Below are 16,049 nucleotides of genomic sequence, written 5' to 3' on the forward strand. Positions count from 1 at the left end.
TAATAAGTTCTACTTAAGAATATCATAGTTTTTATTAGTTTTCAATATGAATACTTCTTTATATTTTCTTATAAAATAAAACTCATTTTTTTATGGTTTGATATTTGGGCGGGGTTCTTCTCTTTATATCCACTTATGGGTTTTATTCCATTTGTTTTTGTAATATAATGATGTGGGTGCCAAATACTTTTGACACCCTTGTCACTAGATTAATAGTGGTTAAAAAATCATAAGTACACCTATCATACAGAAATGGAGATAATATGGCTGATAAACAAATAACGTTTACAAAGATGCATGGTTGTAAAAACGACTATCTCTACATCGACTGCACTAAAAATGAACTTGAAAATCCTGCTGAAGTGTCTATAAAACTCTCAGACAGGCATACGGGAATCGGCAGTGACGGCATCATCCTTATCTGCCCTTCTACTGTGGCTGATTTTAGGATGAGGATATTTAACGCAGACGGCTCAGAGGCTGAAATGTGTGGCAACGGCATCCGCTGTGTAGGAAAATATGTATATGACTTTGGCCTCACAAAAAATGAGGAAGTCCGCATAGAAACCGGAGTCCGTACTAAGGAAGAAGAGGCAGCAGGAATTATTCCCGAAAACCGTATTAAAATATTGAAACTAAAGATAAAAGAGGGTAAGGTTGTCGCTGCAACTGTAGATATGGGAAGACCAATTCTTACCCCTAGCGAAATCCCTGTCATATCTGATAAGGATAAGTTTATAAATGAAGCTGTAAATGTAGACGGCAAAGACTGGTATCTCACCTGCATTTCAATGGGAAATCCTCACGCAGTGACCTTTGTAGATGACACAAAGAGCCTTGATTTACCTGTTATAGGCCCAAAGTTTGAATTTAACAAGATATTTCCAAATCGTACCAACACCGAATTTATAAAGGTAATAAACAGAAATGAAATTGAAATGCGTGTCTGGGAGCGTGGTTCGGGCGAAACTCTTGCATGTGGTACCGGTGCCTGTGCCTCGGCCTACGCCGCTATGTTAAATGGCCTTGCTGATGATGAGGTGAGGGTTCATCTCCTTGGAGGAGATTTGATTATAAAATACGATAGAAATACAGACCACATTTTTATGACAGGCCCTTGTGAAACTGTCTTTAGTGGCAGCATTACAATCTAGATAAGGAGTATTTATGCAAGTTACCGTAAATGACATATTAAAGGCCGCTAACGGAAAACTGTTAAACGGAAACGGCGACACCGAAATAAACGGCTTCTTCACCAATTCAAGAGAAATTAACAGCCTTCCCTTTAAGAATGCACTTTTTGTGCCTATAATCGGAGAAAGGGTAGACGCCCACAAATTCATCCCTCAGGTGGTAAAGGATGGTGCTAAGGCTTTCTTTATAAAAAAGGGGCACGAACTCCCTGCTGATATCGGAGATACAGCAGCTATCGAGGTAGACGATACTGAAGCCGCCCTCCTTGATACAGGCCGTTGGTTTCGTGAGAAATTTAACATCCCTTTCATTGGCATAACCGGAAGCGTCGGTAAGACCACCACAAAGGAAATGGTGGCGGCTGCCCTCTCCTCGATTAATGTCCACAAAACTAAGGGAAATGCCAACTCTACCATAGGACTTCCCTTAACCTTGTTTGGACTTGAACCTTGTAATGAGGCCGCCATTATAGAAATGGGCATAAGTGAATTCCACGAGATGGAAAAGCTTGCAGATGCAGGCAGGCCAACTCATGCAATATTTACCAATGTAGGCACCGCCCATATCGGCAATCTAGGCTCAAAGGAAAATATCCTTAAAGAAAAGCTCCACATTACAGACTGTTTTACGGATGATAGTGTACTATTTGTAAATGCTGACGATGAACTCCTTGTTAAGGTTGTCCCTGAAAACAGCGAATTCAGGCCTGCTAATGTCAAGCACGTTGTGACCTACGGTATAAGTAAAGAGGCTGATTTTTACGCTTCATCCATCACTATATCCGACAGTGGCACCGATTTTGTGGCAAATTATAAGGATGAAGACGGTAAGCCTCTCACTGAGCAGCTTCATCTAAAAACTCTGGGACTTCATAATGTAAGAAATGCACTGGCTGCAACTGCTGTGGCACTAAAGCTTGGCATCTCTCCTTCAGTGTCAAAGCTTGGACTTGCCGCGTATGAACCACTTTCAGGCAGAGGAAACATTATCAAGACAAACGGCATTACCATAATTGATGATACCTATAATGCAAGCCCTGACTCTATGAAGGCTTCTGTTCAGATTATTGGGGAAATGCGTGGCGGCAAAGAGCCTATACACAGGCGGTTTGTAGTATTTGCTGATGTACTTGAGCTTGGTGAATACTCTGAAAGTGAGCATTATAGTGTTGGAGAATATATAAAGGCCTACAACAAAGAAAACTCTGAAGGTAGAATTGATTACCTGATAACAGTCGGCAAAGACAGTGAGCAGATAGGACTTGCTCTAAACTCTGAAAGCCTTGATACCAATCCTGTCACAAAACATTTTTCTACCAATGTAGAAGCCTCTAATTATCTTAAATCCCTCTTAACAAAAGGTGATGCTATCGTAGTTAAAGGTTCAAGAGGTATGCAGACAGAGGAAATAATCAGTTCTATATTAAATGATGAGTAGACGCTGATTTAGATTGCTTTTATAACTGCAAAGGGGTATACTTATCTACGTATAAGGATATTTCAAAGTTGATGCTATAGGACATAAAAACTAAGATGATGCAGGTAATAAAAGTTGATTATATTCTTATATATTCTTACCTTGTCACTTGAATCATTTATATTATAATTAGGAGGGTTTTATGAGGGTAATTGTTACTAAAAACTATGAGGAAATGAGTAGAAAGGCTGCAAACATAATAGCTGCTCAGGTTGTAATGAAGCCTGATTCAGTGCTTGGTCTTGCTACAGGTTCATCGCCAATTGAGGCTTATAAGTTACTTGTAGAAGGCTATAAGAAGGGTGATTTAGATTTTTCTGAAATCACTTCAATCAACCTCGATGAATATGTAGGGCTTTCAGCTGACCACAATCAGAGTTATGCTTATTTTATGAGGGATAACCTTTTTAGCCATGTAAATATAAATATGGAAAATGTCTTCCTTCCAAACGGTATGGAGGCTGATGAGGCTAAGGAATGTGCAAGATATGATGAGGTTATTAAAACTCGTGGTCCTATTGATTTGCAGCTGCTTGGACTTGGCGAAAACGGACATATCGGTTTCAACGAACCTGACTCTTCTTTTGCAAAGGGAACTCATAAGGTAAGCCTTACAGAGAGTACAATAAATGCTAACTCAAGGCTTTTTAATTCCATAGATGAAGTACCTAAGTTTGCTTATTCTATGGGTGTAGGAAGCATATTCTCTGCTAAGCACATTTTACTTATTGCTTCCGGCGAAAAGAAAGCAGATGCACTCTGCAAGGCGCTTTACGGCCCTGTAACTCCTGAGGTTCCTGCTTCTGCTCTCCAGTTCCACAGCAATGTAACTATAGTTGCTGATGAGGCTGCTTATGCTCTTATTGCAAAGCATATTGGTAAGTAATGAATAGATTTATATAGCTTGTCATAAACTTCTTTTTGAATAATATTGTATAAAAAGTTAATATTGGCAAAGCAATACGGAGAATATCATGATAATTAAAAATGGTTTAGTATATAACGAAAATGGAGATTTTGAAAAAAGAGACATCTATGTGGAAGGTGAGTTCATTACCGATAAGGCACCTGAGGACTGCGAAGTCATTGACGCCGAGGGACTTTATGTAATACCGGGACTTGTGGATGTACATACTCATGGTGCTGTGGGACATGACTTCTGCGATGCTGACCTTGACGGGCTCTACAAGATAGCTGAGTTTGAGAAAAGTAAAGGTGTGACAGCCTTTTGCCCAACCTCAATGACTCTTTCAGAGGAACGCCTTACAGGTATATTTGCCACAATCAAAGATTTTAAGCCTGAGAAAAAGCACGCAAGGGCGCTTGGTATCAATATGGAGGGACCTTTCATCTCTCCTAAAAAGATGGGCGCTCAGAACCCTAAGTATATAATGAATTCTGATGTCGAAGTCTTTAGAAGGCTCAATGAGGTAAGCGGAGGCAATATCCGTCTTGTAACCCTTGCTCCTGAGACTGAAGGAGCTAACCTCTTTATTAAAGAACTTGCAAATGAAGTTTCCATTTCTGTAGGACATTCTGATGCCAACTATGAGCAGGCTGACACCGCATTTAAGAATGGAGCCAATCATGTAACCCATCTCTTTAACGCAATGCCTGCCTTCAATCACAGAGATCCGGGCATAGTAGGAGCAGCTTTTGAAAATACCGGAGTTATGGCTGAGCTCATCTGTGATAAGGTACATATCCATCCTTGCATGATAAGGAGCACCTTCCGTCTTTTTGGCGAGGATAGAATCATCCTTATAAGTGATTCTATGGAGGCTACAGGTATGGAAGACGGCACCTATTCTCTTGGAGGACAGAAGGTAAATAAGACAGGAAACAAGGCAACCCTTGAAAATGGCACTATTGCAGGCTCCTGTACTGACCTTTTTACCTGCTTTAAGAATGTGGTTGAAATGGGAATTCCTCTTAAGTCAGCGGTTAAAATGGCTTCCACCAACCCTGCAAAAAGTATAGGTCTTGGCGACAAGGCAGGTGTAATAAAACTGGGTGCTTATGCGGATTTATTACTACTTGATAAGGACTTAAATATAGTTAAAATAATCTAGTTTTATAAACAAGTTACTCAATGTCTCACCACATACGGAGGCAGTTTCTCTGATAAATATTTCTGTCAGGGAAGCTGTCTTTTTTATTAAATGATGTGGCGTCAAAAGATAATATATTCTCTTGCAAGCAAGCCCCAATCGAATTTTATACTTTTGACACTTGTATCATTAAATTCTGCAATAGTTAAAAAGATTGCATTTCAAATTGATATAAGTAATATTTATAACAATCCTATGTTTATATATATTATACAAAGAAGCCAACACCCCTTATAATAGACCTAGTTTTATAGATAAATTATGAATATGAGTTGGAGGACAATATGAAAACATCAGTAATCGGATTCCCTAGAATAGGTACATTACGCGAATTAAAGTTCGCTAGCGAAAAATATTTTAAGAAAGAAATCACAGCAGACGAGCTCTTAGCCAAAGGTAAGGAGCTTAGAAAAATTCACTGGAATACTCAGAAAGAGGCAGGAATTGACTTTATCTCAAGTAATGATTTTTCATTCTACGATATCTTGCTTGATACCGCAGTACTATTTGGCATAGTTCCTAAGCGTTATAAGGAGCTTAACCTCTCTGAGCTTGATACCTATTTTGCTATGGCTCGTGGTTATCAGGGAGAGTCAGGAGATGTAAAGGCTCTTGCAATGAGAAAATGGTTTAATACTAACTATCACTACATTGTGCCTGAGGTTGAGGATGATACAGAAATAAGGCTTTCAGGCAACAAGCCATTTGAGCAGTATAACGAGGCAAAGGCTCTTCAAGTAGAGACTAAGTCCATAGTAATCGGCGCTTACACCTTGCTTAAATTATGCCGCTTTACAGGCAAAAAATCTTCAAATGATTTTGTTGATGCTTTAATCAGTGCATATCAGAGCTACCTTAAGAAGGCTGAAGAAGCTGGAATAAGCTGGGTACAGTTTGATGAGCCTGCTCTTGTAAGAGATACAGATAGTGAAGATATCACATTATTTAATAAGATTTATTCAGCCCTTCTTTCTTCAAAGAATAATGTTAAGGTATTAGCTCAGACATATTTTGGTGATGTAAGAGACATTTACAGCGATTTAATAAAGCTTCCATTTGACGGAATCGGTCTTGATTTCGTAGAGGGAAAAGAGACTTTCGCTCTTGTTGAAAAGTATGGTTTCCCACAGGATAAGCTTTTATTTGCAGGACTTGTAAACGGAAAGAATATCTGGAGAAATAACTACGAGAAGACCTTGCAGAGCCTTGCTAAATTACAGGAAAAGGGCATAAACTGCGTTTTATCTACCTCCTGTTCACTCTTACACGTACCTTATACAACAAAGCACGAGACCAAGTTATCAGCAAACTACCTTTCATACTTTGCATTTGCAGAGGAGAAGCTTTACGAGCTTGCTGAACTTAAGGCACTTGCAGGCAATGCAGATTACAAAAACGAGGCTTCATATCAGGCAAATGCTAAGCTCTTTGCAGGAGAGAGAGACTGCTATAGTGAAGAGGTTCACAAAAGACTGTCTCAGGTCACAGACAGTGATTATACCAGAAGCCCTGAGCGTAAGACTCGTCAGGCATTGCAGAAAAAGGAGTTTGGTCTTCCTGAATTCCCAACAACTACCATCGGTTCTTTCCCTCAGACTAGAGAGGTAAAGGCAAACCGTTCAGCTTTTAGAAAGGGCGAAATTACAGAGGCTGAATACAAAGAGTTTAACAAAAAGCAGATTGCTGACTGTGTAAAATTCCAGGAAGACATCGATATCGATGTTCTTGTTCACGGAGAATTTGAGCGTAACGACATGGTTGAGTACTTTGGTGAGGCTCTTGGCGGCTTCCTCTTCACAGAGAAGGCTTGGGTACAGTCTTATGGTACAAGATGTGTTAAGCCGCCTGTAATCTGGGGCGATGTATACAGAAAGAAAGCTATCACGGTAGAATGGTCTGTATATGCTCAGTCACTTACAAAGAGAATCATGAAGGGAATGCTTACAGGACCTGTTACCATACTTAACTGGTCATTCCCAAGAGAAGATATATCAATCAAGGAGTCCATTTCTCAGATAGCACTTGCAATCAGAGATGAGGTTCTTGACTTGGAGAAGAACGGAATCAAGATTATTCAGATTGACGAGGCAGCTCTTAGAGAGAAGCTTCCACTTAGAAAGTCTGACTGGCAGAAGGAATATCTTGACTTTGCCATCCCTGCCTTCCGTCTCACACACAGCGGTGTAAGACCTGAAACTCAGATTCATACACATATGTGCTATAGCGAGTTCACAGACATTATCCCTGCTATTGACAATATGGATGCGGATGTTATCACCTTCGAGGCTTCCCGCTCCGACTTACAGATACTTACATCATTAAAAGAACATAACTTTGAAACAGAGGTAGGTCCTGGTGTATATGATATTCACTCACCTAGAGTACCTTCTGTAGAGGAAATTGTTGCTACCCTCCATACTATGCTTTCCAAGATTGACAGAGATAAGCTCTGGGTAAATCCTGACTGCGGATTAAAGACCAGAGGAATTCCTGAGACAGAAGCAAGCCTTAAGAATATGGTGGCTGCAGCAAAAATAATTAGGAATGAGGCATAATTTATGAAAGTTTCCCAAGTTTACAAAGATAAAAAAGATAAAAAGGTTCTATCCTTTGAGATTTTCCCACCTAAAAAGGATAGCGAGCTAAATAACATAGATGAGACTCTGGCTGTTCTTTGTGAACTTGAGCCCGATTATATAAGTGTAACCTTTGGTGCCGGTGGCAGTTCTAACTGCAACCGCACCATAGAGTTAGCCAAGAAGATAAAGCAGGAGTACCATGTAGAGCCTGTAGTTCACCTTACCTCCCTTCACTACAGTAAAGCTGAGATTGATGAATTTGCAAAGGTTCTTAAAGACGCAGGAGTAGAAAATGTACTTGCCCTAAGAGGAGATAAAAATCCTAACTTCCCTGAAAAGGATGATTTTTCACACGCCTCCGACCTCATCGCTTATATGAAGGGAAAATGGGATTTCTGTTTCTTAGGTGCCTGCTATCCTGAGTGTCATCCTGAATCAGGCGGTGTGATTAATGAAATAAGACATTTAAAGACAAAGGTGAATGCAGGAGCAGAAGTACTTTTATCTCAGTTGTTCTTTGACAATGATATCTTCCTTCGTTTTCAGGAATACTGCAGGGTTGCAGATATCAATGTCCCTGTAATACCAGGAATCATGCCTGTAATCAATGCTTCTCAGATAAAGAAAATGATAACGATGTGCGGTGTTGCCTTCCCTGCCCGCTTTGAGAAAATAATTCATAGATACGAAGATAACAAAGAAGCGCTTTTTGACGCAGGAATGTCCTATGCACTAAGTCAGATTATAGATCTCCTTGTAAGCGATATAGAAGGTATTCACCTCTATACAATGAATAACCCACACGTAGCCAGAAGGATATGTGAAGGTATAAGGAATATCATATAAATACAAGGAATAAAACGATAAAAGCCGTTACAAGCTTGCTTGTAAACGGCTTATTGTCGTTTTATTCCGCCAAAAATATGAGTAAGTAGCCATTTTACGCAGTAAAATGAGCGGATTACGAATATTTTTGTAAGGATTGCGGGAGGCGCAGCCGTAGCAATCCTGTGTATTTTATAATTTTCTCCGCCAAAAATATGAGGCGTAGCCATTTTACTCCATCTCATCCACCACACTGTTCTCAAACTGTCTGGTAAATAGTCCAAAGTAATAACCCTTCTGTCTCATAAGATCCTTATGTCTTCCCTGTTCTATAATCTTTCCATCCTTTACCACGAGGATTACATCTGCATTTACTATGGTTGAGAGCCTGTGCGCAATTACAAATGAGGTCCTGCCTGTGATTACCTTTTCGATAGCATCCTGAATTATCTTCTCTGTAACTGTGTCAATGGAGGAAGTTGCCTCATCAAGTACCAGAATCTTCGGCTTTGCAATTATCGCCCTTGCAAATGATATAAGCTGCTTCTCGCCTGTAGAGAGCAGGTCACCGCCCTCTCCAACCTCACTGTCAAGCCCTTTTTCCATCTTCTCTACTACAGCTGTAGCAGAAACTAATTCCAGGGCAGCCATTATCTCTTCATCTGTAGCGTCAGGCTTGCCATACTTTAAGTTCTCCCTTATTGTTCCTGAGAAAAGATGAGGCGACTGGAGTACATAACCTATGTTTGAGTGAAGCCACTGTCCTGAACGCTCCTTTGCATCCTTTCCGTCTATAAGCACCTGCCCCTTTGTAGGCTCAAAGAAGCGGCAGACCAGATTTACAAGGGTGGATTTACCTGCCCCCGTCTCTCCTACTATGGCTACATTGGTTCCCTTAGGTACTTTTAAGTTGAAGTGCTCAAGTACATACTCATCTCCGTCGGGATACTTAAAAGTTACATCCTTAAATTCAATATCCCCTTTAAGTTCTTCCCAGTTTTCCTTTTTAGGATTGAATATATCTCCGTATTTCTCCACAACCTCCCTGCTGTCTGCCACATCAGACTCTGTTGCCATAAGCCCAGTAAATCTCTCAATATTTACAGAAGATGCAATTAGGTCTGCAATAGTAAGTGTAATATTTCTAATCGGCTCTATTATACCCTGTACATAGGACATAAATACAGACAGAGTACCGATTAGCATAACTCCCTCGATGGTTAGCACACTTGCCTGCATAAGCACGATAGCAATTATGAGCGAGCCTACAAGGGAAACGAGGGAAGAAGAAAGTGCTGAAAAATGAGCAGCTCTTACTGACTTCCTCTTCATATTAAGGGAATCCTTATTAAAATTCTCCTTCATTCTCTCCTCAGCAACGAGGGTCTTTATCTCCTTTGCGCCGGTTATTCCCTCATTGAAATTACCCGTAATTGTAGAGTTTATCTCCCTTACTTCTCTGTTAAGATGGATGATATTCTTTTGAAATACAGCTACTATTATAGCTGCAATAGGCAAAAGGGCCGCTATCAAAAGGGCAAGCTTAGCATTTAAGCTAAACATTACCACAAAAGCACCCACAATATAGACCGTTGACCACAATAGGTCAAAGAAGTACCAGGCTGCAATCGAGCCTATTCTTGCCGTATCACTCATTACCCTTGCATGTATATAGCCTACATTATTTTGGTTAAAGTACGAAAACGAAAGAGTTTGCAAGTGGTTAAAGCTTGAATTTCTAAGGTCTCTTGCAACGCTTATTTCTATGTTTGAAGCTACATAGGCCGAAATCAGCTCCATTACCATCTGTATGGCTATGGCAATCAGGTATAGTACTATGAATCTTCCAAGGCCGTTTAGTTCTTTCTTTCCTATGAAATTATTTATTGCAAACTGATTAAATAGAGGGAAAATTATTTCGCTAAGCGTTGAAATAGCACCAGTCACACACATTATTAACATGTCTTTTTTATATGCCCTGAAATATGGCCAAAGCCTTGGTATGCCAAACCAGGGCAGAAATTTTATCGTCGTTTTATCCTGCATACATCCTCCTACTCTTCATAGTTAAGGGCTACAGACTGTATATCATAGATTTTTCTGTAAATACCGGTATTCTTTATAAGCTCGTCATGAGTTCCTGATTCTACCAGTCTACCCTTGTCAAGAACAAGAATATTGTCAGCCGCCATCAGGGTAGTGATTCTATGGGAAATAATAATTACCGTACTATTCTTTCCCTTTTCCAAAAGCCCCTTTCTTATCTTGGCGTCAGTTTCCGCATCCACAGCAGAAAGAGAATCATCAAATACCATGATAGGAGATTTCCCTATAAGCATACGGGCAATGGCTGTTCTCTGCTTCTGTCCACCAGAAAGTGTAACTCCTCTTTCCCCTACTGTAGTCTCAAAGCCTTCCTTGAAGCTCTCAATAGTCTCTAAGAGGCTGGCTGTACCTGATGCCTCTCTTATGTCTTCTATCTCTGCATTCTTCCCGCCGAGGGCTATATTTTCAGCCAGGGTTCTTGAGAAAAGATAAGGCTCCTGAAGTACCATTCCTACATTTTCACGAAGATAACCTACTTCAATATCCTTTATGTCTACTCCTGAGATAGTAATGCTTCCATTCTCCTTAGGAAGCTCATAAAGCCTGTTAAGAAGGTGCATAAGGGTAGATTTACCTGAGCCGGTACCTCCAAGTATTCCTACTGTGGTACCTCCCTTTATCCTAAATGACACATTCTTAACAATCTCCTTACTTTCATCATAAGCAAAGCTCACATTGTTAAATACTATGTCTCCCGTCATATCGGGCTTCAGCTTCTTGCCCTCATCCTTCTCAGGCTCAGAATCCATAATGTACCTTATTCTCTCTGTTGCTATTTCACTGCGGCTAAGGCCTGAGATTAGCCTTCCAAGCAGCCTTATAGGCCAGACAAGCATTATATTATAGGAGAAAAATGCAATATATTCACCAGCAAGAAGTTCTCCTCTAACTGCTAATACCGCACCGAGCACAACCACTATCATAGTCTGGAGGCTTAGTAAAAGTGTGCCTATCGCCCAGAACCATGCCAGCACCCAGTCCACTCTTATCCACATCTTCCAGTAATCATGGTTCTGCTTTTCAAATCTTTCCTTTTCAAAAAGCTCCCTTCCAAAAGCCCTCACAACTCTGACTCCTGTCAGATTTTCCTGTACTACGGCAGACAGCTTACCCTCTTCCACATCTGCCTCTTCAAAGATTTTACCCATTCTTTTATGACCGTATGCAGAATAAGCTATGTTTATTGGTATAAGAATAACTGCAATCAGAGCCAGCTTTACATTGATGGTAAACATAAAATAAAGCGAAAATGCAACCATCAAAACTACTCTAAAAACTTCCGTAAGCTGTCCTGAAACAAAGTTTTTAACCGCATCTACATCAGAGGTACAGCGCTGGATTATATCTCCTGTCTGGTTCTTTGTGTGCCATGAGAATGGAAGCCTTGCAATATGTGCAAATATCTCATTTCTCATCGTTTCCACCAAAGTTTCCGCACCCTTGTTATTGTAATATCTGTATAGATAGTTACACAGGGCAGATAAAGCCCCTATTACCATCAGAAATACTGCTATCAGATAGAGATGCTCCCTAATATAAGCAGATCCGCCTATACTATCTATAGCATCCACAATAAATGCAGGCAGGTCACTCTCCTTACCTGTAATCAAGGTATCAACAGTATAGCTGATTACTCTTGGTACTATTAGCGCCAGCAGATTCATAAGGGAAATACAGAGTATGGCAATTATAAAATATGCCTTACTCCCCCTTAGAAAATGCCAAACTAACTCCCTATTAGTCTTAAATTTTCTATCTTTCATACATTCTCCTGTTAAAAAATTAATAACATACTAATCAAATTGAATTAAATATATTGTTTTACACTGGTAGTCTAAGCCTCCTTTTTATAATTCAGGAATATTCTAAAGCAATATCAAGTACCTCCACTCATTGTAAAGGCTTAGTATATGTTCATTACTAAATTCCTATTGTGCTCAAAAATGTCTCTGCGTCCCTGTTTCCAATCAGTTCAACAGGGAAGTCTATTTCATCAAGAAAGGTCTCTGTGTTCGGATATTTACCTATTTCAAAAGAACTGTGACCATCACTATTTACTGCGATTTTAGTGCCATACTTAGCACAGGCAAGAGCAATCTTAAGGCATCTATCCTGTACGGCCTCACCATGTCCAAAAGAAGCCTCATTTATCTCTATCATCTTATTCAAGGACTTAGCGGCTTTTACAACTTCGTCAATGTCAAATTCAAGACCTGAACGCCCAATATGTCCAAGTATTTTCACATTTTCATGCTCAAGTGCCTTGATGTAGAGCTCTGTATTTTCGACTACTGTAGAATTAGCTGCAAAATCCTTAAAATGCACACTTGCAATGAGGTAGTCAAGGCGGTTTAATATCCCCTCTTCATAGGTTAGCTTAACTCCGTTTTTATTTGGATATGGAATGTAAAGGTCGTGTCCAAATAAATTCCCCTTAAGGTCTACTATATCCACCTCTGCACCAAAGAGGAGCCTTACACCATGCCATACCTCAGGCAGAGCCTTTTTATTTATAAAAAATCCAAAACAGGCAAAGTCTGTTGAAGGCACAAAAAAAGAGCTGAAGTGGTCGGTAATTCCAACTAACTCAAGCCCTTGTTCTTTTGCCGCCCTAAGATTCTCCTCTATGGTGGAGTAGGCGTGGCCGGATGCCAGGGTATGAGTGTGGGTGTCTGTTTTTATTTTAATCATGACTATGCCTCCTTAATCTTATATGTGTATAGTTACTATAGTGCAATATGAGCCCAAAATATGAGTAAGCAGCCATTGTAAAATACACTGATTACAAATATTATCGAGGTAAACTGCGAGCAAAACAGTTACACTGCTGTATCATAGGGTGCCAAATACTTTTGACACCGGTATCTTATTATTGTATCAGAATTTCAGCGCTTTGTAAATGAAAATGCACCTTTATTGTCAGTATGGATTAGTTTTGATAAGATGAAAATAATGGCAAATACTATAAAAAATGCCACAAGACTGCTATTTACATAGCGAATGGCTCTTCCAAATATCAAACTTCCAAATACCATTTGTAAACAGTATAGCTCCAGAGACACCTTACCCAAAGCACTAAAAATATAGGATTTCACCTTGGCAAATAAGGCATCTGCACAAAGGATAATCCCCATCACATAAGGGATTGCTGTCACATAGAATATATCGCTTATAGGAAAGGCCAGCTTTATCATATATCCAAAGTTATAATTCAATGCAATACCCACAACAAGCAGCACAACTCCAACACCAGCTTTTATATTTACCCTCCATTTTCCCTCGTATCCTGCTAAAAAAAGGCCAAGTAAAATAATAGGAAGCCTGCATAAAAAAATGTTTAAGCTGTGATTATCAGTGAAGTTTTCAAGTGCAAGCATTATTCCTGACCAGATAACAAGGCTGATTATAAGCAGTTTTATATTATTCATCTTTCTAACAAGTTTTAGATAAAATGGTACGGCAAGATAAAATATCATAATGGCAGGAATGAACCAAATCATCGAGCCACCGCCATTTAAGATAAACTCAATTCCAAAAACTGTGAGAACCGCCTTTGTTATACTAAGTTTGCCCATTATTACATAGAGAATACAACAAAAAATAAATATAGGATATATATGCAGGAACTTCCTTTTTACATAGCTAAAATAATTGCCGGTATCAGAATAATAAGCCATATAACCTGTCATAAAAAAGAAGATATCCACTCCAATATAGCCTGTCATCACTATAAACCTGATTACACCGCTAACCACATCACTGCTTCTTGAAACCGGAAATAGGTGGTAGAGAACAATCAGAAGGGCCGCAATCCCCATAATAGGCTGTTTTGTTTTCTTTAGTTCCATTTAACTTCCTCTCTATTATTCCAAATTGCCGGACTTTTTCATATCTATTGTCTGAACTTCTACACCTACCAGCTTTTCAAAGTTAGACTTGATACCTTCGTAAGCATCTTTGTAGGTCATAACCATAAGAACGTATTTATCTGTGTATAATACCTTCCCTACCTCTGCCCCTACACAAATCCATTTTCTAGGGTCAGCCTTAGCAGCTATGTCAAGAGCCATAGTCTTGGTATCTGCTCCATTTGCCCTTATAAGCACCAATGAATGTGCATCAGTAGATATCTGTCCCTCTGAGCAGGCTGCTTCAATACCGTCAGTCCATTTGATAAAGCTATATAGTTCAAAGCTCTTTTTATCCAGTTCAAATATTTCATTTGCAGGCGCCTTGGTATCTTTGCATATTTTGTCTAAGAGCTCAGTTAATTTTACTCCTGAAATGTCATTTTCAGATGTACTCCCTGTATCAGAGCCATGACTTGCTGTACCTGAACTTTCGCTTCCTGTACTATCACTACCGTTTATTTTATTCGAACTATTATTCCCCGTAGATGAAACACTTTGGGAAGCTGTTCCTTTTGATGTCTTACTGTTATTTTCTACAGAAGTAGTGTTTGCAGCAGAACTTGACTTTGAGTTATTTCCACCGCAGGCAAAGAGTGTTAGTGATAAACCAGCACATAATAATAAAGCAATATTTTTCTTCATGTCAATCTCCTCCATTGTTATTTGTTCAAATTACAAGATTCTGGTATATTCCCTGATATAGGCGCATAAATTAAACTTATATAATGTAAGCCACTTATATGAGAACACATCATCTTTCGATACTTAAATCATTCTATGGTAACTAAATCAATACAACCACAACTATAATAGCACAATTTAAAATATTCATCAAATATAAGTGTGATTTTAGTTAATTTTAATAAAGTATCTTGTTTAGTAACTTTAAAGTACTTGACATTCTAATAACTTTAAAGTATTATAGTTAGTGGGGAAGGAGGGGTAAAATGTATTCTATAAAATTTTATAAAGATAAATTTGGTAGAGAGCCATTAAAAGATTACTTTCAAGAACTAGGTAATAAAAAAGATAAGCATAGTCGGATAAATATAAATAAAATCAGAGATTATCTTAAGGCTCTAAGTGAGTATGGTACAAGCTTAGGCGAACCTTATATCAAGCACCTAAGTGGCGAAATATGGGAGTTGCGCCCTATTCGCAATAGAATTCTGTTTTTTGCTTATGATGGCAGTCAATTTATTCTGCTATCTCACTATATTAAGAAGACTCAGAAAACTCCAATAGGTGAAATTGAAAAAGCAAAAAGCCTTATGTATGATTATATTGAAAGGAATTTTAAAAATGAAAAGAAATAAAGAGTGTCTTGATGCCATAGAAAAGGCAAAAAAAAATATTGACGATATTAAAGCTCGTAAAACAGATGCCATTGGATGTGATTCATTGGAATTTATAGATACTTTTTTGACTCCCGACGAAATAGCTGAAAGCGATTTAAGAGTGGCGCTTATCGGAGAGTTGATAAAGGCTAGGACTGAACAAGGGATAAGTCAGAAGAAGCTTGAAGAGTTAAGCGGAGTTAAGCAGCCTATTATAGCCAGGATGGAAAAGGGTACAACTAATCCTCAGATAAACACTTTATTAAAGGTTCTAGCCCCTTTAGGTAAGACTCTGGCTATTGTTCCACTAAAGCAAGTCTAGATAGATAATTCCATACAGATTATTAACAATTACGATAGATTTGACAGGTAATTTCGGAGAAATATCCTGTCAAATAAAAAAAAGGGCTGCACACTAACATTTTTTAGTTTGTTAATGTGACAGCCCCTTTTTCATATATCTTCAAAACTGCAACCGAATCAACATCTTTCCTTTTTCTTTGGTCAAGC

13 protein-coding genes are annotated in these 16,049 nt (G+C 39.0%); 8 read left to right on the plus strand and 5 right to left on the minus strand.

The genetic code is table 11. The annotated features are described in order from the left end of the window. The first annotated feature begins 278 nt into the window (after nucleotides 1-278). From dapF to metF, 6 genes are all read left to right on the plus strand, one after another. Nucleotides 279-1,154, plus strand: a complete 876-nt coding sequence (gene dapF, locus ACO6HM_RS07370; RefSeq protein ID WP_485390457.1) for a diaminopimelate epimerase — start codon at nucleotides 279-281, stop codon at nucleotides 1,152-1,154. Between the two features lie 13 nt (nucleotides 1,155-1,167). Next, nucleotides 1,168-2,631 (plus strand): UDP-N-acetylmuramoyl-tripeptide--D-alanyl-D-alanine ligase, encoded by a 1,464-nt coding sequence (locus ACO6HM_RS07375; protein ID WP_485390446.1) that lies wholly within the window; start codon nucleotides 1,168-1,170, stop codon nucleotides 2,629-2,631. Between the two features lie 181 nt (nucleotides 2,632-2,812). Further along, the gene (nagB, locus tag ACO6HM_RS07380; protein WP_485390447.1) at nucleotides 2,813-3,556 is read left to right on the plus strand and encodes a glucosamine-6-phosphate deaminase; all 744 of its coding nucleotides are present in this window, start codon (nucleotides 2,813-2,815) and stop codon (nucleotides 3,554-3,556) included. Between the two features lie 88 nt (nucleotides 3,557-3,644). Beyond that, nucleotides 3,645-4,742 (plus strand): N-acetylglucosamine-6-phosphate deacetylase, encoded by a 1,098-nt coding sequence (gene nagA / locus ACO6HM_RS07385; RefSeq protein ID WP_485390448.1) that lies wholly within the window; start codon nucleotides 3,645-3,647, stop codon nucleotides 4,740-4,742. A gap of 323 nt (nucleotides 4,743-5,065) precedes the next feature. Beyond that, nucleotides 5,066-7,336: a 5-methyltetrahydropteroyltriglutamate--homocysteine S-methyltransferase gene (metE, locus tag ACO6HM_RS07390; protein WP_485390449.1), complete on the plus strand. Its 2,271-nt coding sequence runs from the start codon at nucleotides 5,066-5,068 to the stop codon at nucleotides 7,334-7,336. A 3-nt stretch (nucleotides 7,337-7,339) separates the two neighbouring features. After that, complete coding sequence (metF, locus tag ACO6HM_RS07395; RefSeq protein WP_485390450.1) at nucleotides 7,340-8,206, plus strand: methylenetetrahydrofolate reductase [NAD(P)H]; 867 nt, start codon at nucleotides 7,340-7,342, stop codon at nucleotides 8,204-8,206. Between the two features lie 210 nt (nucleotides 8,207-8,416). On the opposite strand, the gene ACO6HM_RS07400 is transcribed toward metF, so the two are convergent. The 5 genes from ACO6HM_RS07400 to ACO6HM_RS07420 form a co-directional block, all read right to left on the minus strand. Further along, nucleotides 8,417-10,231, minus strand: a complete 1,815-nt coding sequence (locus tag ACO6HM_RS07400) for an ABC transporter ATP-binding protein (RefSeq protein ID WP_485390451.1) — start codon at nucleotides 10,229-10,231, stop codon at nucleotides 8,417-8,419. Nucleotides 10,232-10,239: 8 nt separating this feature from the next. Then, nucleotides 10,240-12,054: an ABC transporter ATP-binding protein gene (locus tag ACO6HM_RS07405; RefSeq protein ID WP_485390452.1), complete on the minus strand. Its 1,815-nt coding sequence runs from the start codon at nucleotides 12,052-12,054 to the stop codon at nucleotides 10,240-10,242. Between the two features lie 157 nt (nucleotides 12,055-12,211). Then, the gene (locus ACO6HM_RS07410) at nucleotides 12,212-12,982 is read right to left on the minus strand and encodes a phosphatase (protein ID WP_485390453.1); all 771 of its coding nucleotides are present in this window, start codon (nucleotides 12,980-12,982) and stop codon (nucleotides 12,212-12,214) included. A gap of 194 nt (nucleotides 12,983-13,176) precedes the next feature. Further along, the gene (locus ACO6HM_RS07415; protein ID WP_485390454.1) at nucleotides 13,177-14,139 is read right to left on the minus strand and encodes an acyltransferase family protein; all 963 of its coding nucleotides are present in this window, start codon (nucleotides 14,137-14,139) and stop codon (nucleotides 13,177-13,179) included. A gap of 15 nt (nucleotides 14,140-14,154) precedes the next feature. After that, nucleotides 14,155-14,844, minus strand: a complete 690-nt coding sequence (locus tag ACO6HM_RS07420) for a hypothetical protein (RefSeq protein ID WP_485390455.1) — start codon at nucleotides 14,842-14,844, stop codon at nucleotides 14,155-14,157. 305 nt (nucleotides 14,845-15,149) lie between these two features. Here ACO6HM_RS07420 and ACO6HM_RS07425 point away from each other — a divergent pair, with 305 nt between their 5' ends. Continuing rightward, the gene (locus ACO6HM_RS07425) at nucleotides 15,150-15,518 is read left to right on the plus strand and encodes a type II toxin-antitoxin system RelE/ParE family toxin (protein ID WP_485390456.1); all 369 of its coding nucleotides are present in this window, start codon (nucleotides 15,150-15,152) and stop codon (nucleotides 15,516-15,518) included. Next, entirely contained in the window at nucleotides 15,505-15,861 is a 357-nt protein-coding gene (locus ACO6HM_RS07430; RefSeq protein ID WP_208429427.1) for a helix-turn-helix domain-containing protein, read from the plus strand. Before ACO6HM_RS07425 ends, ACO6HM_RS07430 begins: the two co-directional genes overlap by 14 nt. Nucleotides 15,862-16,049 lie beyond the last annotated feature (188 nt).

It is taken from the genome of Catonella sp., from assembly GCF_057250765.1.